This window comes from Cupriavidus sp. LA-1, from assembly GCF_055385985.1.
In genome coordinates this window covers 2,742,468-2,767,649 of the sequence record NZ_AP031387.1, presented here as the reverse complement: position 1 = coordinate 2,767,649, position 25,182 = coordinate 2,742,468, and the positions used below count along the sequence as shown (strand labels likewise).

Genomic DNA, 25,182 nt, shown 5'->3' with positions numbered 1-25,182 from the left:
GGAGACCCTACGATGCAAAGCATTGCGATGCTGATCAACGGCGAGCGCACGCAGGCTGCCGATGGCGCCACCTTCGAGCGCCGCAACCCGCTCGACCACAGCGTGGCCACGCGGGCACCGGCTGCCACGGCCGCCGATGCGCTGGCCGCGGCCGACGCTGCCGCGCGCGCCTTTCCCGCCTGGCGCGACACCGGTCCGGGCGAACGGCGCGCATTGCTGATGCGCGCCGCGCAGGCACTCGAGGGCAAGGCCGAGGCGATCACCGCCGCGATGGCGGCGGAGACCGGTGCGTCGGCGATGTGGGCCGGCTTCAATGTGCATCTTGCGGTCGGCATGCTGCAGGAGGCGGCCGCGCTGACCACGCAGATCAACGGCGAGGTGATCCCCTCCGACGTGCCCGGCAGCCTGGCCATGGCGGTGCGGCAGGGCGCGGGCGTGGTGCTGGGCATCGCACCGTGGAATGCGCCGGTGATCCTGGGCGTGCGCGCCGTGGCCACGGCGCTGGCATGCGGCAACACGGTCATCCTGAAGGGTTCTGAGATCTGCCCGGCCACGCATGGCCTGATCGTCGATGCACTGGCGCAAGCGGGCTTTCCGGCGGGCGTGGTCAACTTCGTCACCAATGCCCCGGCCGATGCCGCCGCGGTGGTCGAGGCCATCATCGCCCACCCGGCCGTGCGCCGCGTCAACTTCACCGGCTCAACGCGCGTGGGCCGGCTGATCGCGCAGACCTGCGCGCGCTACCTGAAGCCCGTGGTGCTGGAGCTGGGCGGCAAGGCGCCGCTGGTGGTACTCGACGATGCAGACCTGGACGCCGCGGTGGATGGCGCCATCTTCGGCGCCTTCGCCAACTCGGGCCAGATCTGCATGTCCACCGAGCGTATCGTGGTGGACGGCAGCATCGCCGATGCCTTCGTGGCACGCTTTGCCGCGCGTGCAGCGGCCTTGCCGCTGGCGGATCCGCGCACCGGTCCGGCGGTGCTGGGCTCGGTGGTCGACATGAGCACGGTCGAACGCTGCAACGCGATGATCGACGATGCGCTGCGCAAGGGCGCGCGGCTGGTCTGCGGCGGCAAGGCCACGGACACGCTGATGCGGGCCACGGTGCTGGATCACGTGACGCCGGACATGGAGATCTATCGCGAGGAATCGTTCGGGCCGGTCAAGGCCGTGGTGCGCGTGCAGGGCGTGGAAGCGGCCATCGCCTGCGCCAACGATTCGGCCTACGGTCTGTCGGCTGCGGTGTTCGGCGGCGACGTCGCGCGCGCGATGCGGGTGGCGAGCCGCATCGATTCCGGCATCTGCCACGTCAACGGCCCGACCGTGCACGACGAGGCGCAGATGCCGTTCGGCGGCGTCAAGGCGAGCGGCTATGGCCGCTTCGGCGGCAAGGCCGGCATCGATGCCTTCACCGAACTGCGCTGGATCACGGTGCAGACCACGCCGCGGCAATATCCGTTCTGAGCGGCGCCGCAGAGCGCCCCGGCAGGCAGTACCAAAACACAAGACAGGAGACAACCATCATGCGATTCCCTCACCGTATCGCGCGCCCCGTTTGCGCGGCACTGTGCGCGCTGGGCCTGCTGGCCGCAGTGAGCGCACCCGCCGCCGCGCAGGCATGGCCGGACAAGCCGATCCGCCTGGTCGTCAACTTCCCGGCCGGCGGCGCCGCGGATACCCTGGCGCGCGGCATTTCGCCCGGGCTGTCAGAGGCGCTGAAGCGTCCGGTGGTGGTCGACAACCGCCCCGGCGCCAACGGCATCGTCGGCGGCGACGTCGTGGCCAAGGCGCCGGCCGATGGCTATACCTTCCTGCTGACCTCGGGCGGCGCGGTGGCTATCGATCCCTTTCTCTACAAGAAGATGCCGTACGACCCGCTCAAGGACCTGACTCCGGTCGCGTCGGTGGCGCTGGTGCGGGTCTACCTGCTGGTGCATCCGTCGGTGCCGGCGAAGACGCTGGACGAGTTCATCGCCTATGTGCGCGAGCATCCGGGCAAGCTCAGCTACGGCTCGGCCGGCAACGGCAGCACGCCGCATATCGCTGCCGAGATGTTCAAGCGCGCCGGCAAGCTTGACGCCGTGCACGTGCCTTACAAGGGTGCCGCGCCGGCATTGAGCGACCTGCTGGCAGGGCAGGTGCAGTTCATGTTCGATCCCGGCCCCGGCCTGCAGCACGTGGCCAGCGGCAAGCTCAGGCTGCTGGCCGTGGCCAGCACGAAGCGCGCGGCGCAATACCCCGACGCGCCGACGCTGGCTGAAGCCGGTCTGCAGGGTGTGGACGGCGACTCGACCTTCGGCGTCTATGCGCCCGCGGGCACGCCGCCGGCCATTGTCGAGCGCATGAACCGCGAGATCAACCGCACGCTGGCTGGTGCGCAGTTGCTGGAGAACGTCAACAAGCTGGGCGGTGCGGTGGCGCCGCTGAGCATCCAGGCGTTTGCCGAGCGGCAGAACGCGGATCGTGCGCGCTACGGGAAGTTCATCCGGCAGGCGGGGATCACGGTGGACTGAGGCGAGGAGATGGCACGCGCCACCGGACTCGAATGATCACTTGGCGCCGGTCTCTCCCGCATGCGGGAGAGACCGGCGTGCGCTCGTCACGCCGGCTGGCTTTCAGCTACCAGCATGTCGTGCCCGCCTTCTCGGGGACGACGTTCTCCGGCCGGGGCATCGCCCCCGTTTGCGGTGGAATCGACAGCTGCGCATCTCGCGCGGCAATCGCCGCGTCATCAGAGTCGCGCATTTCTGCCGCGGTCGAACGATTCAGGCTCGAGTTCCGTGGGTGTACCTATCTCTCTTGGTAATGTTTTGATTTTGGTCAAAAAATAGAAACCATTATTTTGAAGTAAATCAGAAATACATGGAATTAGATAAATGAAAATGGGAATATTCCGATAGATTTCCTTATCTCCATCGGGCATTATTTTCATTGATTCCATTCGCGCTTGGAACCGTGTTTGGAATTCGTTGTGTACTGGTGCCGGCAGTCCGCTCCTCCGTGGTGCTGCCGGCTTTTTTTGGGGCGGCCCCATACGGTGGGAAACAGCCGACCAGTGCAAACGGCGAGGGCAGTGGATGAGGCGCGACTGCGTGTCGGCACTGCAATGCAAGACGGCAATGGTCCCGGTATCGTGGCGGCCGGTGCCAGCCTCGCCTCGCAGGCTCCTGGGATGTAGTCGCAGGCGTTGCTCGATGCTTGCGTGATGCGGTTCGTCAGCAAATGGAACAAACGAAGAGGCAATGCAGCATGTTGAATGGTTCGCCAATAATGCATACCTGCCGGCGCTTGTTCAATGCCGTATTGCTTGTCGTCTCCAGCCTGGGTGCCGCCGCCTTTGCCCTCTGGGTATATGCCCAAGAGCGCCACGACCTGCCACCGTTCGATCACGAGAAGGCCAAGCGGCTATCGCCAGCAAAGCGAGCGGAATATGAGCGGAGTCTGTTCAACGAGTTGCGTGACTGGAACACCGGCACGCCGAAGTACATGGGCAGGGATGGAACGAATCGTCGTGAGGCGGACTGGATGACCATGGCCCAGGATGGTTATGAACTGGCGTATATCACGTTGCAGGTTCTTCAGCCGTCCACCGGCATTCGCTACTCTGTGAAGAAGCCCCTAGCGCGGCTTTCCGAATTGGCCGATGGCGCAGATGCGGGCGCCATGTGCTTATACCCACTTCTCAGCAACATGGGGTCGGAGCGAGAACGAGCCAAGTACAGGGAACAAGCCCGTGCAAATTGGCGGCGTGGAGCGGAATTCGGGCATCCGGCGTGCCTGAGTCGCGTCGGATTCTTCCTCATGACTGGCATCCAGGGATTCCCCAAGGACGTGCGGGCAGGATTCGATGCTTCCGTCAAGGCGGAACGGGCGGGATATGACGGAGCCGGCTCAGTAGCGGCATACATCGCCCGGCAGGAGATGACAAGCGCCGTGGAGTGGACGAGGTACTACTGCTGGCAGATGCAAGCCAGCCAGTACAGCTCCTATGCCAATCCTGAAAGCGTCTTGCGTGAACTGAGGAACCAAACGGAAATGTCCGATAGCCGGATTGTCGCCGACAGGCTTGAAGCCTGGCATCCGACACTGGATGAATGCATTGCGCTTAAGCCTGGAGATAACTGATGGCTGAACCGGTTGCCCAGTGGCAAAGTGAGAAGGCACGGCTGGATGCTCAGCTTGCGGCATGGGAGAGGAAAGTCGCAGACCTGGCACAAGCCAATGCAGCGCCAGAGCATATCGCTCAAGCTCGCCTTAGCGAGCTGGCAGCTGTTAAACAGTACAACGACTTTGTTGACACCGCGAAGCAGGACTATGCGAAAGCGATGCAATACGAAGCGCGGCTTCGGAATGATCCGAACTTGTCGCCGCTACAGCGGCAGCAGTTGGAGGTCACACGTGACGCACTGAACGCCCGGGCCGGTGAGTTCCAGCAGTTCGCCAGCAATAACAAGCTCTATCCACAGTCCGCCAATCCGGTGAAATTGGATGGCAAGATCTACTACGACGACGGTTATATCGAGTGGGACACCACCACCCCGCGTGGCATTCTCGGTACGGCCATCGACGGAGGCAAAGCGGCATTTTCGGCTGGTCTCGAATGGATTACCCCAAGCAACGCCACGAATCAGCTCGCTTGCGCGGAGGGCTTCAATAGCCTGGTGGGGGTCGTGACCGGCAAAGTGCTGTCCAATCCGGGCAGCGCCGTGAATCCTGCCGCAGAGAAGATGCTGGAAGAAGTCTGGGGGCAAGGCAAGAGCAGCGTCATGAAGCCGGGCGAAGGCGTTTGCAAGATGCTGTACCCCAGGGACGACCCACAGATACGGGAGATGCGAGACGCCGGGCTGATCAGTGAGCTGGAATTGCCCGGCGAGTTTGGCGACCAGTATGTGGTACTCGACATCCCTGCCGAATTAGTTGCCTATGGGGTAATGGGCGCCGAGGCAGAGAATCGGGTGCGCAACGGCGAGATGACTGCGGAAGAAGCGTACGCAATACTTGGACCGCAACGAGACGCCGTGCCGGAACATGCTCTTGGCCTGCTTCCAGGGGAGGGGGCCACCGAGTTCGAATTCATTGCAGACACAGAGGCAGTCTCGTTGCCCGATCCTGATATCGCTCCGGCAGCCGACGATATCAGTTCCAATCCTGATCCCTCGGGTTCGTCTCCGGCGCAATTGCAGGACGTTCTGGGCAGCATGCAGAGCATGCTGTCACTGATCCAGGCGATTGAGTCAGGCGACACAAAGGCGATCATCGCTGCAAGTGCCGCCATGATGGCCAACCTGGACCGCCTGGACGGAGGCCAGCTCTTATCGGACGGCACCCATGCTGGTCTGAATGCCATCGCGGCGGGTATCAACCTGCTTAATGCTGTTCAGGACGGCAACGGTCTCGGTATTGCGGCGGCGGGTGCCAACCTCGCCTCGCAGGCTGCCGGCATGTATTCGCAGATGCTGCTCGACGATTGCATGATGCGGTCGTCAGCAAATATGGCGGGCGCGGCTAGCGGATTTGCAGTAATTGGCTCCATTGCGACGCTGGCCATGGCGATTGAAAGTGGCAACGGCTACTCGATCGCCAGTTCGACGCTCGCAACAACGACCGCCGCGATGAGCGCTGCCGGTGAATCCGGGCTGATCACGGCATCTGAAACGCTTGCCTGTATCCCATACCTGCAGGTGGCAGCCATCACCATTGCCTTTCTCGGCATGGTGCTCTCCGACAAGAACATTCCTACGCGAGAGGGGGAAGCCTCAGCGGTATGGAATCCGGACGGCAGCATCCAGGTGCTGACCACGGTGAACAACGAGGATGGCGGCGGCACGCCGACCAGCCTGCTGGAAGATCTGGTCAATAGCCTGCAGCAGGCCCTGGCCAGCCAGGTCGATGCTGCCGGGAAGCCCCTCTATGCGCTGGTTCCGCAGCGGCTGCCGACCATCGGCTATTCATATGATCCCGACGGCTTCAACCCCTATGAGACCCCCGGAAACCTTTACCTCAAGTGGATCGACGAGAACGGGCAGGAGCAAACGCGGTACTTTGATGGTGCCGGCAACCGCGGCCAGGCGGGGGGGCCATCGCTTACGCAGGAGTTCTTGCTCCGAGCGATAGGAGCGGTCGTTCCGGCCTGGGAAGCCGAAACAGTACTCGGGCATATGCGCGATGCTGCCGCATTGACAGCCCCGATTACCGGCTCCACCGAGGAAAATCGCGAGCGCGTCGCACAGCAACTTCACAACGGCGCCTGGCAACATCCGGACGCAAATGCCGGCCTGCCCAGGGAAGACGCCAGCGGTATCAGCCAGCACTTCACCGCGCTTACGGTGGATCTCAAGCCAGAGCCCCCGCCGGGTGCCGACACCGGGCGGATCGTCCGCAATGTCGATCTCGACAGCTATCTTGAGCAAACCGACTGGGTCAAGGCTAATCAGGGAATTCTTGCTATCGATCTGGATGGCGATGGCCGCATTTTCCAGAACGAGATCCTGACCAACGATTCGGACGCTGCAGCCGCGCACGCACGCAACAGCCTGCAATGGCTCGATGTGAACCATGACGGGAAGCTGGACGCATCGGACCCCGCGTTTGCGGCGCTCGGCATCTGGCTGGACGTGAACCGCGATGGCCAGGCCGATCAAGGCGAGTTTGCCTCCTTTCTCGACAAGGGCATCGCCTGCCTCGATTTCAACGCTTCGCCGCCTGTCCTGCTGGCGGCAGATGGAACCGTTCTCCAGATTACCGAGCAACACCTGACGGCGGATGTCCGGGGCGACTACTATGAGGCAGTCTTTGCCGATACCGACGGGGACGGCGAGGTGGATGCCTTCGCTGGCGCTCTGCACGCCCAGGAGGGCGGCGAAACGGTTCTGAATGCGGTGGTGACCCACGACTATACGGGCGAGGCTGGTCATATCCATGGTGGGCTCGCTTCCGATTCGGCAGAAGGAGAGACACGCCTGGATGAGGGCGATACGCGAGTCCATACCGCCAGCGACAGGCACCATGAGCAATCCCTTGCCGAGGATGTCATCCTCGCCGGCGATATTCGCGTGGGCGATGGCGCGGGAACCGCGCCAGGCGGAATAACGACATCGACCACGGTCGAAGCCCGCGACAATCGCCTTACCTCCACAAACGAATCAAACGGTGGCAGGCCGGCGCAGCGGACCGATACCGTTCGCGCGAAGGATGGGAAGGTAACCAGCGCCGCGCCCGCAAGCGCGAGCGACACCTATGCGGCAATCCGTGACCAGTGGATCAAGAGCAGCGACAGCCTGTTCGGTGGAACGGGAGCGCTCATGGGGGTGGCCATTGGCGCGGTGGCCGGAGCATCCGAAGCGCAGCCAGCGGGTGGGCCGGGAATCGACACGGCAGGAATCATCGACACCGCAGGCAACAGCACTGTCAGCCGCGCACCGGTAACACTCGACAGGGCAACCGAACCGCATGGCGAAAGCGCCGCCCCGCTGTTCGTGCTGACCACAGTGGATTCGTTTGCATCCGAAAACCGGCAGCACAGCACCGACCGAGCCGAGGTCCTGACCGTCGAGGTTGATCCCAGCCAGATCAGGTCAGTGTCCGAAGCGAATTCCACGAACGGCGCTGGCGCGACGGTCTTGTCGCCATTGCAGGACCTGCCGCGTATAGCATCGAACGCCGAGGATGTCCGTCTGGCCGCGCCCGACGTGGTGAGCGAACAGGTCGACGGCGTGGAAGATGCGCGCTATGCCTTCGATGCGGCCGTATTGCTCGCCAACGACACGACGAAGAATGCAATAACACAGCCGCTGCGGCTGACCGAGGTGTTCGGCGCAGAGCATGGCACTGTCACCATGGTCCTGCAGCTCGATGGCAGCCAACGCATTGCTTTCACGCCCGATGAGGACTATTGGGGGCCGGCGCACTTCCGCTATACCGTGACGGACCAATATGGGCTGCAATCGACGGGCACCGTCTCCCTGGACATTGCACCGGTCAACGATGCACCGGTGGCCGCAGGCGAGTCGGCACCACTGGACGAGGACACGGGCGTCCTGTTCACGTCAGCGCAATTGCTCGCCAATGACTTCGACGTGGACACCCCCACGATGGGCGACGTGCTAAGCATCCTGCGCGTGTCTGATGCGCAGCACGGGCTGGTAGCGCTCGACGCCTACGGCAAGGTCCGCTTCCTGCCCGATCACGATTACTTCGGCCCGGCCAGCTTTACCTACTGGGTGTCGGACGGCAATGGTGGCCTCTCGCCTGCCACCGTCCATCTGGATATTCGGCCCGTCAATGACGTGCCCGTCGTAACTGGCGAAACCGTCGCTACGGATGAGGACACAATCCTGCTGATCGAGCAGGCGACGCTGCTGGCAAACGATACGGACGTGGACAACCCCCACTCCGATCTGACGATATTCTCGGTACGCAACAGCCAGCATGGCGCGGTAGAACTGACGGCGGACGGGTTGATCCGCTTTGTGCCCGAGCAAGACTTCCATGGCACGGCGACCTTCCTCTACACCGTAACGGATGGCTCTGGCGGCTACACCGAGGCCATGGCGACCGTTGACCTGGCGCCTGTCAACGACGTGCCAATCGTCACGGGCGAGCACTTCGCGGGCAATGAGGACGAGGCAATCAAGGTCGCCGGAAGTGCGTTGCTTGCGAACGATCGCGACGTCGACGACCCGCAAGCATCGCTCACGCTGGTGGCGGTGGGCAATGCGCTGCATGGCGAGGTGCACCTGAATCCGGATGGATCGGTCAGCTTCATCCCGGACGCCGACTACTTCGGTGCGGCCAGCTTTGAGTACACGGTGTCGGACCCGCACGGTGCCACCACGACTGGTCGGGTAGATATCGGCCTTGCACCGGTCAATGACGCGCCGCAACTGCGGGATGATGTCATTGAGGGAACCGAGGACACAGCTCTGACGATCGATGCCGCGACGCTGCTTGCCAATGACACGGACGTAGACAATGACCACCGCGACCTGACGGTCACTGGCGTCAGTGGCTCCACTCACGGCGCTGTGTCGCTGAATCCGGATGGATCGATCCGCTTCGTGCCTGACCAGGACTTCTTTGGCGATGCGACCTTCAAGTATGAAGTGAGCGACGGCGTGGGCGGTGTATCCACTGCTACGGCTACCATCCACGTCGCGGCGGTCAACGACGCGCCTATTGCCAACGACAATCTCGTGGCTGGTCGTAAGGGCGTAGCCATCACCATGACGGCGGCAGCGCTGCTCGCCGACGACTTCGACATCGACAACCCACACAGCGACCTGCGCATCGTCGGCGTCGCCGATGCCGAGCACGGTGCGGTTCGCCTGAACGCCGACGGCTCGGTGACCTTCCTGCCCGACGCAGGCTACGGCGGCTATCCGGGTGCCCAAGGACACTTCACCTACACCATCTCCGACGGCGAGGGCGGCTTCGCCACCGCGACTACGACAGTCAACCTGGAGAAGATCAACACCACGCCAGTGGCGGTGGATGACGGCTTCTCGGGCTACGAGGACACGCCGTTCATCATCAACACCGCGCAGTTCCTGGCGAACGACAGCGATGCGGATGGCGATCCGATCTCGATTATCCAGGTTGCCAATGCCCAGCACGGCGCGGTGGAAATCCAGGCTGATGGCCAGATCCGCTTCACGCCGGATCATGGCTTTTACGGGCAGGCCACGTTCCAATACCTGGTGGCCGATCCATACGGCGGCCAGACCTGGGCGACAGCCTTCCTGAACGTTGCGCATGTCAACGCCGCTCCCATCATCGAGGCTATCGAGTACGGCCGGCCGATCTTCGGCTATACGCGCGAGGGCCTCACGCCGCCGGGGCCGCAGGATTTCATTGATTTGGATACGTGGAAGCCGCGGCCGATCACGGACGAAGCGCAGGCGCTCGCGCTGCAGGGCCAGCTCTTCGATATCAACGGCAATCCGGTCACCACTTCCTACTATGAGCATTCGGGCCATCTGAAGCCAATCGGCTTCGACATGATGGATGGCATCCGGTTGTACACACCAACGCTTGGCGGACCGAATCAGTTCGAATGGGTGGATAGCCCCGTGCGCATGAGCGGGCGAATCATTGCATACGATCCCGATGGCGCACAGGTTTCCGTTGCGATTGTGTCGGGGCCACAGCATGGGCATGCCTATGCCGGCGAGTATGCGCTGATTGACCGCTATCTGGCATATTCGCCGCTCATCCCATACGATCAAATGCGGCATGTCACGGACCCGAGTTCGTGGCAGTACACCTCGCATCTTGGCGATCCCTACAACGGCCAGGACAGCTTCACGATTCGCATTACCGATAGTCAGGGTGCATTTACCGACGTGGTAGTGAGTGCTACGCACAAGGGCACCAATTCCCAAGGTGGCTTTACGCCGATTGTGCTCGACCTGAACGGCAATGGCACCGAGTTGCTGGCGGCTGACAATTCGCAGGTCAGGGCCGACGTGAATCACGACGGCCAGACCGAGCAGATCGGCTGGGCTGCCAACAGCGATGGCGTCCTGGGCTTCGACGCCGACGGGGACGGCAAGATTTCAGTCGAGGAAACCCGCCTGACCAATTTCGTGCCAGGTGCCAGAACCGATCTTGACGCACTGACCGCCTTCGACAGCAAGCAAGACGGCAAGATCACCAGGGACGATGCCGCCTGGAGCCAGTTCAAGCTGGTGCAGGACGCGAACGGTGATGGCAATTTCACCGCCGCCGAGCACAAGACGCTGGATGAGGCGGGCATCGCGTCCATTGGTCTGAAACGCCAGGGCGAGGCGCACCTCGAGCACGGCAATATGGTGTTCGGCACCATTGAGATCACGCACGCCGACGGCAGCAAGAGCGAGGCTGCCAATGTGATGTTCGCCGGCAAGGACATACCGATGCCGAACGCCGTCTATGCCGGGGAAGTGGACCTTCCCCACGTCGCACCGACGCTCGAATCGCATGACGCGGCGATGGCGCATACCAGCGCCCAGCTGGCCATGGCGGAGACGTCCAGTCCTCACGATGCGCCATCCTCGGCTGCGGAGCCGCCCGCCGGCTGGGCCAGCCAGGATGAGCTGAATCGTGCCGTGTTGCTGTTCGTACAGTACGCCAATACGGCGTCGCCGGTCGAGCAGAACTTCGGCTTTGTGCCGCCGCACGAGCCGACCGCGGCGGAGATCATTGCCAGCGCGACGCATGCGAGCCTGGCCGACCTCGCTATGGGGGCCCGTTACAACAGCTAGTTCCCCACTCGGAAAGCACCTTATCGATTGAAATAACCGGCACGGGCGCTCGGTGTCCATGCCGCAGGGAGCGCTCTTATGTCTACAAGCGTAGCTCAACCACCGGCGGCGAGGGATGCCGCACATTCCGGGCCGATACGCAACGTACAGGCCGTCACCTTCTTTGCCCAACTGCAAGGTGTGGCAGCCGGTCCCGCCGTGGCGCGCGACTGGTGCGACTACGGCGAAGGCGTCGGGCCGGCCGCGCAGGCGATCGAGCAGGCGTTGTCGGGGCTCGGATTCGAGGCGCGAGCCCATCGCGGCACAGTCCGGCAACTGGCGAAAGCGGCGCTGCCGCTGATTGCGCTGGATGCTGCTGGCAATGCCGTGATCGTTGGCCGCGTGGACGGTAGCCGCCTGATGATCCAGCGCGCTGGCGCGGCACAGGCTGCGTCCGTGGAGGTGACGGACTTCGCCCGCGAGTTCTCGGGCACGTGGATCAGCGCTTCACTCAGTACCGCGGCAGCCGCCGCTGCGGTCGATCCCGGCACTCGCAAGTTCGGGCTTGGCTGGTTCTGGAATGCCCTGTCCAAGTACAAGGCAGAAATGGCGCAGGTGCTACTGGCGACATTCTTCGTGCAGATCCTTGCGCTGGTCACGCCGCTGGCGTTCCAGGTCGTGATTGACAAGGTGCTCACGCATCGCAGCCAATCCACGCTGGTGGTGATGTTGATCGCACTGGCCGGGGTCGCGCTCTTCGAGATGGTGCTGTCTGGCATGCGGCACTACTTGTTTTCGCACACCACCAACCGCGTAGACGTCGAACTGGGCGCGCGACTCTTCTCGCACCTGATGCGCCTGCCGATGTCGTACTTCAACAGCCGCAATTCGGGCGACATCATCGCCCGCATGCGCGAGCTGGAGTCCGCGCGCAACTTCATGACGGGGCAGGCGCTCACTGCCTGGCTCGACGTGCTGTTCGCCGTGGTGTACCTGGCGGTGATGTTCTACTACAGTCCGCTGCTGACCATTATCGTGATCTGCTTCCTGCCGATCTTCTTTTGTGCCTCGTATGTGGTCAGCCCGATCCTGCGCAAGAAGCTCGAAGACAAGTTCGCGCTCGGCGCCGAGAACCAGTCCTTCCTGGTCGAGACCGTCGGCGCCATGGAAACCCTCAAGGGCCAGGCGATCGAACAGAGCTGGCAGCGGAACTGGGAGAAGCGGCTGGCGCGCTACGTCACCTCGGCGTTCGAATCCGGGCATACCGCCAACTGGACCAACCAGGTGATCCAGGCCGCCAGCAAGCTTCTGACCGTTGTCCTGCTGGGGGTCGGCGCCATGCAGGTGATCGACGGCAACCTGACTGTGGGCGGCCTGATCGCCTTCAACATGCTGTCTGGCCGCGTCAACGCACCCATCCTCAAGCTGTCGTCGCTATGGCAGGAATTCACGCAGATGCGCGTGTCGGTCAAGCGCCTTGCGGACATCATGGACGCGCAGCCCGAGGCATCGGCGCCGGGCGCCACCGAGCGCCCGCCCATCGTCGGAGCGGTGACGTTTGACAATGTCAATTTCCAGTACCACCAGAATGGGCCAACCGTGCTGTCGGACCTTAGCTTTACTGTGCAGCCGGGCGAAATCATTGGTGTTGTCGGGGTCTCGGGTGCGGGCAAGACCACCCTCATGCGCCTGATCCAGCGGCTCTATACGCCCGAGCGCGGGCGCGTGCTGGTGGACGGCGTCGACCTGTCTTCGGCCGATCCATACTGGCTGCGCACGCAGGTTGGAGTTGTGGCACAGGATGCCGCGCTTTTCAACCTGACCGTGCGTGAGAACATTGCGCTGGGCAACCCCGGCCTTTCGCTCGAAGATGTGATGGCGGCCGCTGAACTGGCGGGGGCGCACAATTTCATCAACGTGCTGCCACAGGGCTATGGCACGGCGATCGGGGAGCGCGGCTGCCTGCTGTCGGGCGGCCAACGCGCCCGCATTGCGATTGCCCGCGCACTGGCGACCAACCCGCGCATCCTGCTGCTCGATGAAGCCACCGCCAGCCTCGACTATGAATCCGAGCAGGTCATCCACAACAACCTGCGCAAGATCTGTGCGGGCCGCACCGTCTTCATCGTGGCCCACCGCCTTACCACGCTGCGCATGGCCGACCGCATCCTGGTGCTCGAAGGCGGCAAGCTGGCCGAAGCCGGCCACCACACAGAACTGATCACAAGAGACGGGCGCTACCGGTCGCTATTCGAAGCGTCGCGTGCCTTGGAGCACCTGACCGCCAGTTCCCACAGTTCCGTGCAGGCGTCCCCCAAGGCCGGAGCGTTTCATGTCTGACGCCAAGCTCAGTCCGCACCCGGAGCTGGACGATTTTGCGAGCGCGGCTGGTGGCGTACGCAGCCGCCGTCCGACCCGCACGGCCAGCATGATCACCCTGGCCATCTGCGGCATGGCCGCCATAGCGCTGATCTATGCTTCGTTGGCGAAGATGGACGTGGTGGTGTCCGCCCAAGGCAAGATTATCCCCACCGGCAAGTCCAAGGTCGTGCAGCCACTGGAAGCCGGTATCGTGCGCCAGATCTATGTGCGCGACGGCCAGAAGGTCAAGGCGGGCGATGTCCTGATCGAACTGGACCCGACCACTACCGCGGCCGACCGCGACCGCCTGCAACGCGACCACTGGGAGGCCAGGGCCGAGGTGCAACGCCTGACGGCACTGCTGAACGGCAAGGTCACCTTGCCAGGGATCGAGGGGCTGCCGGAAGACATCGCCAGGACGCAGCAGGTGCTGCTTGCTAGCGCGCTGGCCGAGCAGCGCGCCAAGGTGGCAGCGCTCGATGCAGAAATCGCCCGCAAGCGCGCCGACCGGGAGGGCGCCGCCGCCAGCCTGGAACAGATCCGCGCCAGCCTGCCGCTCGTCACCAGGAAGAACGATATGCGGGAGGAGTTGGTCAAGACCGGACATATTGCCGAGACCGGCCTGATCGAGACGCGGTTGGAGCTGATCAGCCTCAAGAAGGAACTGGCGCTGCAGACCAACCGGCTGGCCGAGGCCAGCGCGGGCCTGAACGCTGCGCAGCAGCAACGCGCGCAGGCGGTGGCGGAGTTCAGCGCACGGCACTCGGCGGAACTGGCCGAGGAAAGCCGCAAGGCCGCTACAGCAGAGCTGGAACTGGTCAAGGCCACGCAGCGGCGCGACCTGCAGATATTGCGCGCACCGATCGATGGCATCGTGCAGCAACTGGCGGTGACCACCGTCGGCGGCGTCGTGACCCAGGCCCAGCCGGTGGCAACGGTGGTGCCGGGAAACACCGCGCTGGAAGTGGATGCCCAGGTGCAGAACAAGGATATCGGCTACGTGAAGCCCGGTCAGCGCGTGATCACCAAGGTGGAGACCTTCGACTTCACCCGCTTCGGCTACATCGAGGGCGAGGTTCAGTGGGTGGGGACTGATGCCATCAACGACCAGAAGCTGGGTCCCATCTATCCCGTGCGCATCAAGCTCGATACGACCGCTACGCCGAATTCCGTCAACGGGCGCAAGGGAGCGCTCACGCCGGGCATGACCGTGACTGCCGATATTCGCGTGGACGAGCGCCGCATGATCTCCTACTTCCTGTCGCCGCTGCTGCGCTACAAGGATGAAGCCTTGCGGGAGCGATGATGGCAAGCATGCATGCCCTCACCAGCGCCGCCCTGGCTGCGCTGGGCGCCCTTGCCGCCATCGATGCCAGCGCCATCGACCTGCTGTCGGTCTACCGGCTTGCCCAAGGCGGCGACCCGACCTTCGAGGCGTCCCGCTATGCACTGGAAGCCGGCCGGGAGAAACTGCCGCAAGCGCGCGCGGGCGTCCTGCCTGCTATCAACCTGAACGGCAACGGCAATCGCCAGAACGGCCAAGCGAACTTTGCCGGCGGGCCATACCAGGACCGCAACGTCAATAGCTGGGCGTGGAACCTGCAATTGTCGCAGCCGGTGGTGCGCATCGCCAACTGGATCGGTGTGGCGCAGGCTGGCGCGCAGGTCGAGCAGGCCGAGGCGCAGTTCGCCCAGGCCGAGAGCGACCTGATCCTGCGCACGTCGCAGGCCTACTTCGACCTGCTGACGGCGCGCGACAGCGTGACGGTCGCCAAGGCGCAACTGAAGGCGGTGGAGCAGCAGCGCGTGCTGGCCAAGCGCCGCTACGATGTGGGCGAAGCTACCATCACCGATGTGTACGAGGCGCAGTCCCGCCATGACCTGGGCCGCTCGCAACTCGTGCAGTCGCTCAATGACCAGGCGGCCAGGCAGGCCGAACTGGAACGCCTGGTCGGGCCCGTGCACGAGCCGCTGGCGGGACTGAAGGCCGATGTGAGCCTGCCGAGCCCCGCGCCGATGGATATCAATGCCTGGATGGGCAACGCGCGGGAGAACAACCCCGCAGTGCGGATGCAACTGGCAGCGGCCGAGGTCGCCGAGAAGGAGGTGTCAAGGAACCGCGCGGCGCATCTGCCGACACTCGACTTGACTGCTGGCTATGGCAACAACTACACATCGGGCTCCATGACCTCGCCAGCGGACATCGAGAACCGGGTCAAATCCGGCACCATTGGCCTGCAGTTGACGATCCCGATCTACCAGGGTGGCGCCGTCAACTCGCGCGTGACCGAAGCGATCGCCAACCGGCACAAGTCACGCGCGGAGCTGGAAGCGGCGCGGCGCCAGGCGGCGACCCAGGCACGGCAAGCCCACGGCGGTGTGACCAGCGGACTGTCGCAGGTGGAAGCACTGACCTCTGCCGTCACGTCGAGCCTGGATTCGGTCAACGCCAACAAGATTGGCTATCGAATCGGAACGCGCGTCAACATCGACGTGCTCAATGCCGAACAACAGCTTTATGCGGCGCAGCGCGACCTGGCCAAGGCGCGCTACGACACCATCCTGCAAGGCCTGCGGCTAAAGGCGGCGGCGGGCACGCTGACGGAGAGCGACGTGCTAGCGGTTAACGCCCTGCTGGCCGAACACAGCCAGCCGGAAATTCCGGCAGTACCTGCACTGCCGGCCGCTTCTAACCAGAACCCAATCAGGACGAAGCTCCAATGAGCATCCCGACCGAAAACGAACAGTTGATGAAGTTCGCCGCCGAGCAGGCGCAACGCGTGATCAAGAAGATCCCTTTGCTGGGACCCGTGGCCTGGCTGATGATGAACAACCCGACCACGCGCCACAGCTTCCTGGCCGACCTTGAGTGGCGGGTGATGCCGCCGCTGATCCTGGAGCAGGCCAAGCTGTACATGCGCGGTGAGATGCCGACGGCCTTCGCGACCTGGGCCTGCCTGTCCGACCCCGTGGCCGAGCGCTTTGCCAAGCCGCCATGCCAGCTCGCGCCGGGCGACTGGAAATCGGGCAACAAGGTGTTCCTCGTCGACCTCTTTGCACCCTATGGCAGCGCCAAGGATGTGCTGGAAGATCTGAAGAAGACGGCGCTGGCCGGGAAGGCCATTCATCAACTGGTGCCGGACGGTGAAGGTGCGACGCGCCTCATCCAACTCTAGTTGCATGAAAAAGGGCAGCACATCAAGTGCCGCCCTTGTTTCGCCCCTCAGGCAGTCAGTCGGCCTTACTTCGACAACACCTTCATCGCCTGTTCCAGCCCAGCCAGCGTCACTGGATACATCCGGCCCTTCATCAGCTGGTTGATGACCGTGATCGACTGCCGGTACTGCCACAGCCCTTCGGGCTCCGGATTGAGCCAGACGAAGTGCGGGAACTGCTCGGTCATCCGGTTCAGCCACACCGCGCCGGCCTCGGTGTTGTTGTACTCGACCGAGCCGCCCGGCTGCAGGATCTCGTACGGGCTCATGGTGGCGTCGCCGACGAAGATGATCTTGTAGTCGGGCGTGTACTTGTGCAGCAGGTCCCACGTGGCCAGCTTCTCGGCGTGGCGGCGGCGGTTGTTCTTCCACACATAGTCATACAGGCAGTTGTGGAAGTAGTAGTACTCCAGGTGCTTGAACTCGGTCTTGGTGGCCGAGAACAGTTCTTCCACGCGCTTGATGTGGTCGTCCATCGAGCCGCCCACATCCATCAGCATCAGCACCTTGACCTTGTTGTGGCGCTCGGGGCGCAGCTTGATGTCGAGCAGGCCGGCGTTGGCCGCCGTGGAGTGGATGGTGTCGTCCAGGTCCAGCTCGGTGTCGGCGCCTTCGCGCGCGAAGCGGCGCAGCCGGCGCAGCGCCACCTTGATGTTGCGCGTGCCCAGTTCGACCTGGTCGTCATAGTCCTTGTAGGCGCGCGCTTCCCACACCTTGATCGCGGTGCGGTTGCCCTTGGACGGGCCGCCGATGCGGATGCCTTCGGGGTTATAGCCGCCGTGGCCGAAGGGCGAGGTGCCGCCCGTGCCGATCCACTTGTTGCCGCCTTCGTGCTTTTCCTTCTGCTCCTCGAGCAGCTGCTTGAGGCGCTCCATCAGCTTGTCGAGCCCGCCCATGGCCTCGATCTTGGCCTTCTCCTCGGGCGAGAGTTCGCGCTCCAGCGTCTTCTGCAGCCAGTCAAGCGGGATGTCGGACTTCCAGTCGACCAGGCTCTCGACCCCCTTGAAGTAGGCGGCGAAGGTCTGGTCGAACTTGTCGAAGTGCTTCTCGTCCTTGACCAGTGTCATCCGCGACAGGTAGTAGAACTCGTCGATCGACGGCGAGATGACCTGCGCCTTGAGCGCTTCCAGCATGGTCAGGTATTCCTTGACCGAGACCGGCAGCTTGGCGTGGCGCAGCGAGAAGAAGAAATCGATCAGCATGATGCCTCGCTTTCAGTCGGCGGCCGCGTCAGCGCGGACGGTCGAGCTGGAATTGCAGGTGTTGCCGCACCGCCGGCCATTCGCTGGCGATGATCGAGAACACCACGGTGTCGCGCAGCGAGCCGTCCGGCATGCGCTGGTGGTTGCGCAGCACGCCGTCCTGCTTGGCGCCCAGGCGCGCGATGGCGGCGCGGCTCTGCTGGTTCATCCAGTGCGTGCGGAATTCCACGGCAATGCAGTCGAGCTGGTCGAAGGCATGCGCCAGCAGCATCAGCTTGCATTCCGTGTTCAGTGGCGTGCGCTGGACGCGGCCTGCATACCAGGTCGAGCCGATCTCCACGCGCCGGTTGGCCGCGTCGATGTTCATGTAGGTGGTCATGCCCGCCAGCTCGCCGGCGGCGTCGCGTACCGCGAACGGCAGCATCGAGCCCTGTTGCTGCAGGCCCAGGCGCCGCGCGATCTCGGCTTCCATGCGCTCGGGCGCGGGCACGCTGGTGTACCACAGCTTGTACAGCTCGCCGTCGGCACAGGCGGCGCGCAGGCCGTCGGCGTGCTCGGCGCGCAGCGGCTCCAGCGTGGCGTGTTTGCCGACCAGGATTACGGGTTTGGCAAGAGCGGTCATGGCCGGCGCGCTCAGCGGTTGGCGCGGTTCATGAACACCAGGCGTTCGAACAGGTGCACGTCCTGTTCGTTCTTCAGCAGCGCGCCGTGCAGCGGCGGGATCGCGGCCTTCTTGTCCGGGCTCTTGAGCGCCTCGGGCGGGATGTCTTCGGCCATCAGCAGCTTGAGCCAGTCGATCAGCTCCGACGTGGACGGCTTCTTCTTCAGGCCCGGCAGGTTGCGCATCTCGTAGAACGATTCCAGCGCGGCCGCCACCAGCTCGCGCTTGATGCCGGGGTAGTGCACGTCAACGATCTGCTGCATCGTCTCGGCATCGGGGAACTTGATGTAGTGGAAGAAGCAGCGGCGCAGGAAGGCGTCGGGCAGCTCCTTCTCGTTGTTCGAGGTGATGATCACCAGCGGCCGGTGCCTGGCCTTGACCAGCTCGCGCGTCTCGTAGACATAGAACTCCATGCGGTCGAGTTCGCGCAGCAGGTCGTTGGGGAATTCGATGTCGGCCTTGTCGATCTCGTCGATCAGCAGCACCACCTGCTCGTCGGCTTCAAAGGCCTGCCACAGCACGCCCTTGACGATGTAGTTGCGGATGTCGTGGACGCGGTCGTCGCCCAGTTGCGAGTCGCGCAGGCGCGACACGGCATCGTATTCATACAGGCCCTGCTGCGCCTTGGTGGTCGACTTGATATGCCACTGCAGCAGCGGCATGCCCAGCGCGGCGGCGACTTCCTCGGCCAGCATGGTCTTGCCGGTGCCGGGCTCGCCCTTGATCAGCAGCGGGCGCTGCAGCGTGCGCGCGGCATTGACGGCCAGCTTGAGGTCGTCGGTGGCAACGTACTGGTCGCTGCCCTCGAAGCGGGCCTGCTGGGCGGTGGAAGCTTGGGCGGAAGCGTTGGCGGTGTTTGACATGAGGCAACCTGAGGTGACGGCCTCGGATCGAGGGCCGGGTTGGCGTGCTTGGCGCGGTCTCTTCGCGCTGTCATGCGCGCTTTCGTTATCGAAACAGGGTCCGGTGCAGGGCGCCCGCGCGCTGCTGGCGGCAGCATTCGCGAACGGTCGTGCGGATTCCCGGGATCAGCCAGTATAAAAGACCTTTGCGGTTCGTGTTGGGGCGCGCTGACAGGCCGCCGGCGGCCGGGCCCGGTAGCTGGACTGGCAGGTGCCGGCTGCGGTACAATGCGGCGGTTTGACGCGCCCCCACGTCCAGTTCTCCAGTATCCGGCAGTCCGCGTTCAGAAGTCCCAGCGGCCCTTCCGGGTCGCGGCGATGCGAGAGGTGGTTCCAGAATGGTGTTCCACATCACGGCAACAGACCGGATGCGACATGTCTGGCGGGTTGCACCTCGGCAATCCGGCTGGCTGCCCTGGTTTTCCCCGCAGAAGCATTCTGAAACCGTCTCCGCCCGGCAGGGCAGGTCACACGGTTTAACTTCCAATCCGCAAAGACAATGAAAAAGCTCCTCACGATGGTGGTGCTGGGCGCGGCTGCAACGGCCGCGCAGGCACAGGAAGTCAAGGGCAATGGAGACGCTGCCAGGGACAAGGTTGCAATGTGCATCGGATGCCACGGCATTCCGGGCTACCGTGCGTCATTCCCCGAAGTCTATGAAGTGCCAATGCTGGGCGGCCAGAGCGCCAAGTACATCGAGAACGCGCTCAAGTCCTACCAGAAGGGCGAGCGCAAGCACCCGACCATGCGCAGCATCGCCGCGACGCTGACCGAGCAGGACATCGCCAACGTGGCAGCCTACTACTCGCAGCAGAAGGCCGGCACGCAGAACAATTCCCTCAAGTAAGAGACCCCACATGAAGACGCTCAAGACGCTTTCGTTCGCGCTCGGCGCACTCGTGCTGGGTGCAGCCGCCATGCCGGCCTCGGCCGCCGACCTTGCCAACGGCAAGGCGCTGGTGGAAAAGGGCAACTGCGTGGCATGCCACGGCGCGGGCCTGAACGCACCGATCTCGCCGGATTATCCCAAGCTGGCCGGCCAGCATGCCGACTACCTGTACCACGCGCTGGCCTCGTACCAGGTGTCGGGCAACGCCCTGGTGGGCCGGTCCAACGCCATCATGGCCGGCCAGGTCAACGCCAACCCGGCCGTGACCGACAAGGACGGCAAGCCGCGTCCCTTCACCCGCAAGGAGCTGAAGGACATCGCTGCCTATATCGAATCGCTGCCGGGCGACCTGATCCTGAAGAAGTAAAGGCGTTCGCGCCAACAAGGGAAAGCCGCTTCCGGGAAGCGGCTTTTTTGTCGTCTCGCGGCAGCGGGGCCGGGGCCCCGCGCCGGCATCAGTTGCCGCTGCCCGACACCAGCCGGCGCTGGCGCACCGATTCGGCCAGGCCCTCGAGCACGCTGACCGAGTCGTCCCAGCCGATGCAGGCATCGGTCACGGACTGGCCATAGGTCAGTTCCTCGACCGGCTGGCCCTGCACGTGGTCCTGGCGGCCCGCCACCAGGTGCGATTCGACCATCACGCCGATGATGCGCTGGTCGCCGCCGGCGATCTGGCGGCCGATGTCCTCGCACACCGGGATCTGGTTCTCATGCTTCTTGCTGCTGTTGGCGTGCGAGGCATCGATCATCAGGCGCGAGGCCAGGCCGGCCTTGGAGATGGCGTCGCACGCTTCCTGCACGCTGGCCGCATCGTAGTTGGGCGCCTTGCCGCCGCGCAGGATCACGTGGCAGTCCTCGTTGCCCGAGGTCGACACGATCGCCGAGTGGCCGCCCTTGGTCACCGACAGGAAATGGTGCGGCTGCGACGCGGCCTTGATCGCGTCGACCGCGATCTTGACGTTGCCGTCGGTGCCGTTCTTGAAGCCCACCGGGCACGACAGTCCCGAGGCCAGCTCGCGGTGCACCTGCGACTCGGTGGTGCGGGCGCCGATCGCGCCCCAGCTGACCAGGTCGGCGATGTATTGCGGGCTGATCATGTCGAGGTACTCGGTGCCGGTGGGCACGCCCATCTCGCTGATGTTCAGCAGCAGCTCGCGCGCGGTGCGCAGGCCGTCGTTGATCTTGAAGCTGCCGTCCATGTGCGGATCGTTGATCAGCCCTTTCCAGCCCACCGTGGTGCGCGGCTTTTCGAAGTACACGCGCATCACCACTTCCAGTTCGCCGGCGAAACGCTCGCGCTGCACCTTGAGCAGCTTGGCGTATTCCAGCGCGGCGCGGGTATCGTGGATCGAGCACGGGCCGATGATGACGATCAGGCGGTCATCCATGCCGTGCAGGATGCGGTGCATGGCCTGGCGCGCGCCGTAGATCACGTCCGAAGCCTGTTCGGAGCAGCCGAACTCGCGGATCAGGTGCGCGGGCGGCAGCAGTTCCTTGAGTTCGCGGATGCGCAGGTCGTCGGTGTTCTTCAGCATGATGGCTCCAGGATTCTTGTGAGGTCGTGAGTCTGTGGGGAAAACAATCAGGTATAAAAAAACCGCCAGGGTTGCTGGCGGTTTCTTTTGTATTCGGGGGCTGCTTACAGCCGTCCCTCCCTATCCGCCAGCGGTGTGAGATCGCTAAAAAAGTAAAAGTAAAACTTAGCGGACATGGCGGAAAAAGGCGTTGGCTTGGGTCAGCTTGAATCGATTTTCTTCGTGGGCGCTGAATTTATGCTGCACTGCGTGGCAGAAAGGCAGGAAATTGCGCGCCGGTCGGTCAATTTTTACCGTGCATCGGTTGCTTGTCGCACGACGAAGCATCTTTATAGCGCCTTTTGCCGGGGTTGGCAAGTGTCGATGAGGCCATGCGGTGCGCTGGCGCACCGATCACCGGCGGCTTGCGGCGATACCGCGCAAGCCTTGTGCCGCCGCTGCTTTTCGGCTTTCTCGGCGATTGCCGGGGGCTATATTGAAACCGGGGAGCAGTGCGCACGGGGAGGTGCATCATGAGCGTCGATGAAGCGAGGCTGAATGCCTTCATGGAAAAATTCGTCAACGATATCGGCGCGGTGATGCATGCCGCGACCGTGGTCGTCGGCGATGAACTCGGCCTGTACAAGGCCCTGGCGGAAAAGGCAATGACCGCTGAAGTGCTGGCGGCAAAGACCCATACCGACGAACGCTACCTGCGCGAATGGCTGTCGGCCCAGGCGGCCAGCGGCTACGTCGACTATGACCCGGCATCCGGCCAGTTCAGCCTGAACGAGGAGCAGGCCTATGCGCTGGCGCAGGAGGGCAGCCTGGCATTCATCCCCGGCGCGTTCCAGATCGCGGTGGCGCAGTTCCGCGCCATCCCGAAGATGATCGATATCTTTCGCAACGGCCGCGGGCTGGGCTGGCACGAGCATGATCCCGCGCTGTTCCACGGCACCGAGCGCTTCTTCCGGCCCGGCTACTCGGCGCACCTCGTTTCCGAATGGATTCCCGCGCTGGACGGCATGGAGGCGCGGCTCAGGGCCGGCGCGACGGTGGCGGACGTGGGCTGCGGCCATGGGGCCTCGACCATCATCATGGCGCAGGCGTTTCCGGCATCGCGCTTTATCGGCTTTGACTACCACGAGCCTTCGGTGCGCCATGCCACTGAAGCCGCGCGTCGCGCCGGCGTGGCCGAGCGCGTGCGCTTCGAAGTGGCCAGCGCCAAGGACTATGGCGGCAAGGACTATGACCTGGTAGCGGTGTTCGACTGCCTGCACGACATGGGCGACCCGGTCGGCGCTGCGCGCCACGTGCGTGAGACCCTGCGCGCCGATGGCGCGTGGATGATCGTGGAGCCGTTCGCCAACGACACGCTGGAGCAGAACCTGACTCCGGTGGGCCGGGTGTTCTACTCCGCGTCCACCTTCATCTGCACGCCGGCGTCGCGCTCGCAGGAAGTCGGCTTGTGCCTGGGCGCGCAGGCGGGCGAGGCGCGCATGCGCGGGGTGGCGGAGCGGGCCGGCTTCCGCAGCTTCCGCCGCGCGGCGCAGACGCCGTTCAACCTGGTGTACGAGGTGCGGCCGTAACAGCCGGCCGGTCCAAAGAAAACGGGACCCCGCGGGGTCCCGTCTGCGTCCGTCTGCGTTAGCGCCGGACCGCTCAGGCAGTGCCGCCCACCGTCATATTCTCGATGCGCAGCGTCGGCTGGCCCACGCCCACCGGCACACTCTGGCCTTCCTTGCCGCACACGCCCACGCCCGAGTCGAGGCGCATGTCGTTGCCGATCATGGTCACGTCCTTGAGCGATTCCGGGCCGTTGCCCACCAGCGTCGCGCCCTTGACCGGGTAGGTGATCTTGCCGTCCTCGATCATGTAGGCTTCGCTGGCCGAGAACACGAACTTGCCGTTGGTGATGTCCACCTGGCCGCCGCCGAAGTTGACCGCATACAGGCCGCGCTTGACGCTGGCGAGGATCTCCTGCGGGTCCTTGTCGCCATTGAGCATGTAGGTGTTGGTCATGCGCGGCATCGGCAGCGCGGCATAGCTTTCGCGGCGGGCGTTGCCGGTGACCGGCATCTTCATCAGGCGCGCGTTCAGCGTGTCCTGGATATAGCCGCGCAGGATGCCGTCCTCGATCAGCGTGGTGCACTGGGTCGGGTTGCCTTCGTCGTCCAGGTTGAGCGAGCCGCGGCGGTTGGCCAGCGTGCCGTCGTCGACCACGGTCACGCCCCTGGCCGCGACGCGTTCGCCCATGCGGCCGGCAAAGGCCGACGAGCCCTTGCGGTTGAAGTCGCCCTCCAGGCCGTGGCCGACGGCCTCGTGCAGCAGCACGCCGGGCCAGCCCGGGCCCAGTACCACGGTCATCGCGCCGGCCGGCGCCGGGCGCGCGTCCAGGTTGACCAGCGCCGACGAGACGGCTTCATCCACATACTTCTGCAGCAGCTCGTCGGTGAAGTAGCCGTAGGCATAGCGGCCGCCGCCGCCAGACGAGCCGATCTCGCGGCGCCCGCCCTGTTCGGCGATCACCGTGACCGAGACCCGCACCAGCGGACGCACGTCGGCGGCGATCACGCCGTCGCTGCGCGCGACCAGCACCACATCGTACTCGCCGGCCAGGCCTGCCATCACCTGCACCACGCGCGGATCCTTGGCGCGTGCCATGCGCTCGACGCGCTCCAGCAGCGCGACCTTCTCGGCCGCGCTCATGGAATCGAGCGGGTCGTTGGGCGTGTACAGGTTGCGTCCGGCATGCGTGGCCAGCTCGCCGGCCACCTTGACGCGGCCGCTGCCGGCACGGCCGATGGTGCGCGTGGCCGCCGCGGCCTGTGACAGTGCCGCCAGGCTGATGTCGTCCGAATAGGCGAAGGCGGTGCGGTCGCCCGAGACGGCGCGCACGCCCACGCCCTGGTCGATGCTGAAGCTGCCCGACTTGACGATGCCTTCTTCCAGGCTCCACGCCTCGTTGCGGGTGTACTGGAAGTACAGGTCGGCGTAGTCGACCTTGTGCGTGAAGATATCGGCCAGCACGCGCTGGAGCTTGGCCTCGTCCAGGCCGTACGGTGCCAGCAGCAGTTGCTGCGCGGTGGCCAGGTTGCGGATTCCGAGATCGCCGGCGTTCATGAGATGTCCTTTCTTGCTGGGGGCGCGCCGGCTTGCGGCCGGCGCGGCAATCAATTCTCTGGGCGGGCGCCGGTAGCGGCCCCCGCGTTTGCGTAC

General features: G+C 64.3%; 16 protein-coding genes. 11 read left to right on the top strand and 5 right to left on the bottom strand.

Translation table 11 applies throughout. The features are described from left to right. Nucleotides 1-12 precede the first annotated feature (12 nt). From ACZ5MJ_RS12885 to ACZ5MJ_RS12850, 8 genes are all read left to right on the top strand, one after another. Nucleotides 13-1,464, top strand: coding sequence for an aldehyde dehydrogenase family protein (locus ACZ5MJ_RS12885; protein WP_464219779.1), 1,452 nt, complete (start codon nt 13-15; stop codon nt 1,462-1,464). Between the two features lie 59 nt (nt 1,465-1,523). Next, the gene (locus ACZ5MJ_RS12880; protein WP_464219778.1) at nt 1,524-2,513 is read left to right on the top strand and encodes a Bug family tripartite tricarboxylate transporter substrate binding protein; all 990 of its coding nucleotides are present in this window, start codon (nt 1,524-1,526) and stop codon (nt 2,511-2,513) included. A gap of 736 nt (nt 2,514-3,249) precedes the next feature. Continuing rightward, nucleotides 3,250-4,125: a hypothetical protein gene (locus ACZ5MJ_RS12875; protein ID WP_464219777.1), complete on the top strand. Its 876-nt coding sequence runs from the start codon at nt 3,250-3,252 to the stop codon at nt 4,123-4,125. Continuing rightward, nucleotides 4,125-11,240 carry a cadherin-like domain-containing protein gene (locus tag ACZ5MJ_RS12870; protein WP_464219776.1) on the top strand — a complete coding sequence of 2,372 codons (7,116 nt, stop codon included), beginning with the start codon at nt 4,125-4,127 and terminating at the stop codon, nt 11,238-11,240. Before ACZ5MJ_RS12875 ends, ACZ5MJ_RS12870 begins: the two co-directional genes overlap by 1 nt. A 78-nt stretch (nt 11,241-11,318) precedes the next feature. Then, nucleotides 11,319-13,559, top strand: a complete 2,241-nt coding sequence (locus ACZ5MJ_RS12865) for a peptidase domain-containing ABC transporter (protein ID WP_464219775.1) — start codon at nt 11,319-11,321, stop codon at nt 13,557-13,559. Continuing rightward, nucleotides 13,552-14,886 (top strand): HlyD family type I secretion periplasmic adaptor subunit, encoded by a 1,335-nt coding sequence (locus ACZ5MJ_RS12860; RefSeq protein WP_464219773.1) that lies wholly within the window; start codon nt 13,552-13,554, stop codon nt 14,884-14,886. The genes ACZ5MJ_RS12865 and ACZ5MJ_RS12860 overlap by 8 nt, the downstream gene beginning before the upstream one ends. 8 nt (nt 14,887-14,894) lie before the next feature. Beyond that, nucleotides 14,895-16,304, top strand: coding sequence for a TolC family outer membrane protein (locus ACZ5MJ_RS12855; protein ID WP_464219771.1), 1,410 nt, complete (start codon nt 14,895-14,897; stop codon nt 16,302-16,304). A 26-nt stretch (nt 16,305-16,330) separates the two neighbouring features. Next, the gene (locus ACZ5MJ_RS12850; RefSeq protein ID WP_464219770.1) at nt 16,331-16,756 is read left to right on the top strand and encodes a toxin-activating lysine-acyltransferase; all 426 of its coding nucleotides are present in this window, start codon (nt 16,331-16,333) and stop codon (nt 16,754-16,756) included. Between the two features lie 65 nt (nt 16,757-16,821). On the opposite strand, the gene ACZ5MJ_RS12845 is transcribed toward ACZ5MJ_RS12850, so the two are convergent. From ACZ5MJ_RS12845 to ACZ5MJ_RS12835, 3 genes are read right to left on the bottom strand one after another with little or no spacing between them, the layout of a single operon-like run. After that, nucleotides 16,822-17,997, bottom strand: coding sequence for a vWA domain-containing protein (locus tag ACZ5MJ_RS12845; RefSeq protein ID WP_013956076.1), 1,176 nt, complete (start codon nt 17,995-17,997; stop codon nt 16,822-16,824). A 28-nt stretch (nt 17,998-18,025) separates the two neighbouring features. Further along, entirely contained in the window at nt 18,026-18,619 is a 594-nt protein-coding gene (locus ACZ5MJ_RS12840; protein WP_464219767.1) for a GNAT family N-acetyltransferase, read from the bottom strand. An 11-nt stretch (nt 18,620-18,630) separates the two neighbouring features. Further along, nucleotides 18,631-19,521, bottom strand: coding sequence for an AAA family ATPase (locus tag ACZ5MJ_RS12835; RefSeq protein WP_464219765.1), 891 nt, complete (start codon nt 19,519-19,521; stop codon nt 18,631-18,633). Nucleotides 19,522-20,059: 538 nt separating this feature from the next. On the opposite strand from ACZ5MJ_RS12835, the gene ACZ5MJ_RS12830 reads away from it, so the two are divergent. Together ACZ5MJ_RS12830 and ACZ5MJ_RS12825 are read left to right on the top strand one after the other, a co-directional pair. Next, nucleotides 20,060-20,407 (top strand): c-type cytochrome, encoded by a 348-nt coding sequence (locus ACZ5MJ_RS12830; protein WP_464219763.1) that lies wholly within the window; start codon nt 20,060-20,062, stop codon nt 20,405-20,407. Nucleotides 20,408-20,417: 10 nt separating this feature from the next. Next, nucleotides 20,418-20,816: a c-type cytochrome gene (locus ACZ5MJ_RS12825; RefSeq protein WP_464219762.1), complete on the top strand. Its 399-nt coding sequence runs from the start codon at nt 20,418-20,420 to the stop codon at nt 20,814-20,816. Between the two features lie 88 nt (nt 20,817-20,904). Here ACZ5MJ_RS12825 and aroG read toward each other — a convergent pair whose 3' ends face one another. After that, the gene (aroG, locus tag ACZ5MJ_RS12820; protein WP_464219761.1) at nt 20,905-21,984 is read right to left on the bottom strand and encodes a 3-deoxy-7-phosphoheptulonate synthase AroG; all 1,080 of its coding nucleotides are present in this window, start codon (nt 21,982-21,984) and stop codon (nt 20,905-20,907) included. A gap of 512 nt (nt 21,985-22,496) precedes the next feature. Here aroG and ACZ5MJ_RS12815 point away from each other — a divergent pair. Beyond that, entirely contained in the window at nt 22,497-23,552 is a 1,056-nt protein-coding gene (locus ACZ5MJ_RS12815; RefSeq protein WP_464219760.1) for a class I SAM-dependent methyltransferase, read from the top strand. 73 nt (nt 23,553-23,625) lie between these two features. Here ACZ5MJ_RS12815 and tldD read toward each other — a convergent pair whose 3' ends face one another. Continuing rightward, nucleotides 23,626-25,086 carry a metalloprotease TldD gene (tldD, locus tag ACZ5MJ_RS12810; RefSeq protein ID WP_464219759.1) on the bottom strand — a complete coding sequence of 487 codons (1,461 nt, stop codon included), beginning with the start codon at nt 25,084-25,086 and terminating at the stop codon, nt 23,626-23,628. Between the last annotated feature and the right edge of the window lie 96 nt (nt 25,087-25,182).

Bases quoted from the DNA above. Each gene is read 5' to 3' on its own strand.
- ACZ5MJ_RS12875 (WP_464219777.1), top strand. From the start codon at position 3,250: ATGTTGAATGGTTCGCCAATAATGCATACCTGCCGGCGCTTGTTCAAT.
- aroG (WP_464219761.1), bottom strand. From the start codon at position 21,984: ATGCTGAAGAACACCGACGACCTGCGCATCCGCGAACTCAAGGAACTG.
- ACZ5MJ_RS12840 (WP_464219767.1), bottom strand. From the start codon at position 18,619: ATGACCGCTCTTGCCAAACCCGTAATCCTGGTCGGCAAACACGCCACG.
- ACZ5MJ_RS12885 (WP_464219779.1), top strand. From the start codon at position 13: ATGCAAAGCATTGCGATGCTGATCAACGGCGAGCGCACGCAGGCTGCC.
- ACZ5MJ_RS12850 (WP_464219770.1), top strand. From the start codon at position 16,331: ATGAAGTTCGCCGCCGAGCAGGCGCAACGCGTGATCAAGAAGATCCCT.
- ACZ5MJ_RS12830 (WP_464219763.1), top strand. From the start codon at position 20,060: ATGAAAAAGCTCCTCACGATGGTGGTGCTGGGCGCGGCTGCAACGGCC.
- ACZ5MJ_RS12835 (WP_464219765.1), bottom strand. From the start codon at position 19,521: ATGTCAAACACCGCCAACGCTTCCGCCCAAGCTTCCACCGCCCAGCAG.
- ACZ5MJ_RS12870 (WP_464219776.1), top strand. From the start codon at position 4,125: ATGGCTGAACCGGTTGCCCAGTGGCAAAGTGAGAAGGCACGGCTGGAT.
- tldD (WP_464219759.1), bottom strand. From the start codon at position 25,086: ATGAACGCCGGCGATCTCGGAATCCGCAACCTGGCCACCGCGCAGCAA.
- ACZ5MJ_RS12880 (WP_464219778.1), top strand. From the start codon at position 1,524: ATGCGATTCCCTCACCGTATCGCGCGCCCCGTTTGCGCGGCACTGTGC.
- ACZ5MJ_RS12845 (WP_013956076.1), bottom strand. From the start codon at position 17,997: ATGCTGATCGATTTCTTCTTCTCGCTGCGCCACGCCAAGCTGCCGGTC.
- ACZ5MJ_RS12860 (WP_464219773.1), top strand. From the start codon at position 13,552: ATGTCTGACGCCAAGCTCAGTCCGCACCCGGAGCTGGACGATTTTGCG.
- ACZ5MJ_RS12865 (WP_464219775.1), top strand. From the start codon at position 11,319: ATGTCTACAAGCGTAGCTCAACCACCGGCGGCGAGGGATGCCGCACAT.
- ACZ5MJ_RS12825 (WP_464219762.1), top strand. From the start codon at position 20,418: ATGAAGACGCTCAAGACGCTTTCGTTCGCGCTCGGCGCACTCGTGCTG.
- ACZ5MJ_RS12815 (WP_464219760.1), top strand. From the start codon at position 22,497: ATGAGCGTCGATGAAGCGAGGCTGAATGCCTTCATGGAAAAATTCGTC.
- ACZ5MJ_RS12855 (WP_464219771.1), top strand. From the start codon at position 14,895: ATGCATGCCCTCACCAGCGCCGCCCTGGCTGCGCTGGGCGCCCTTGCC.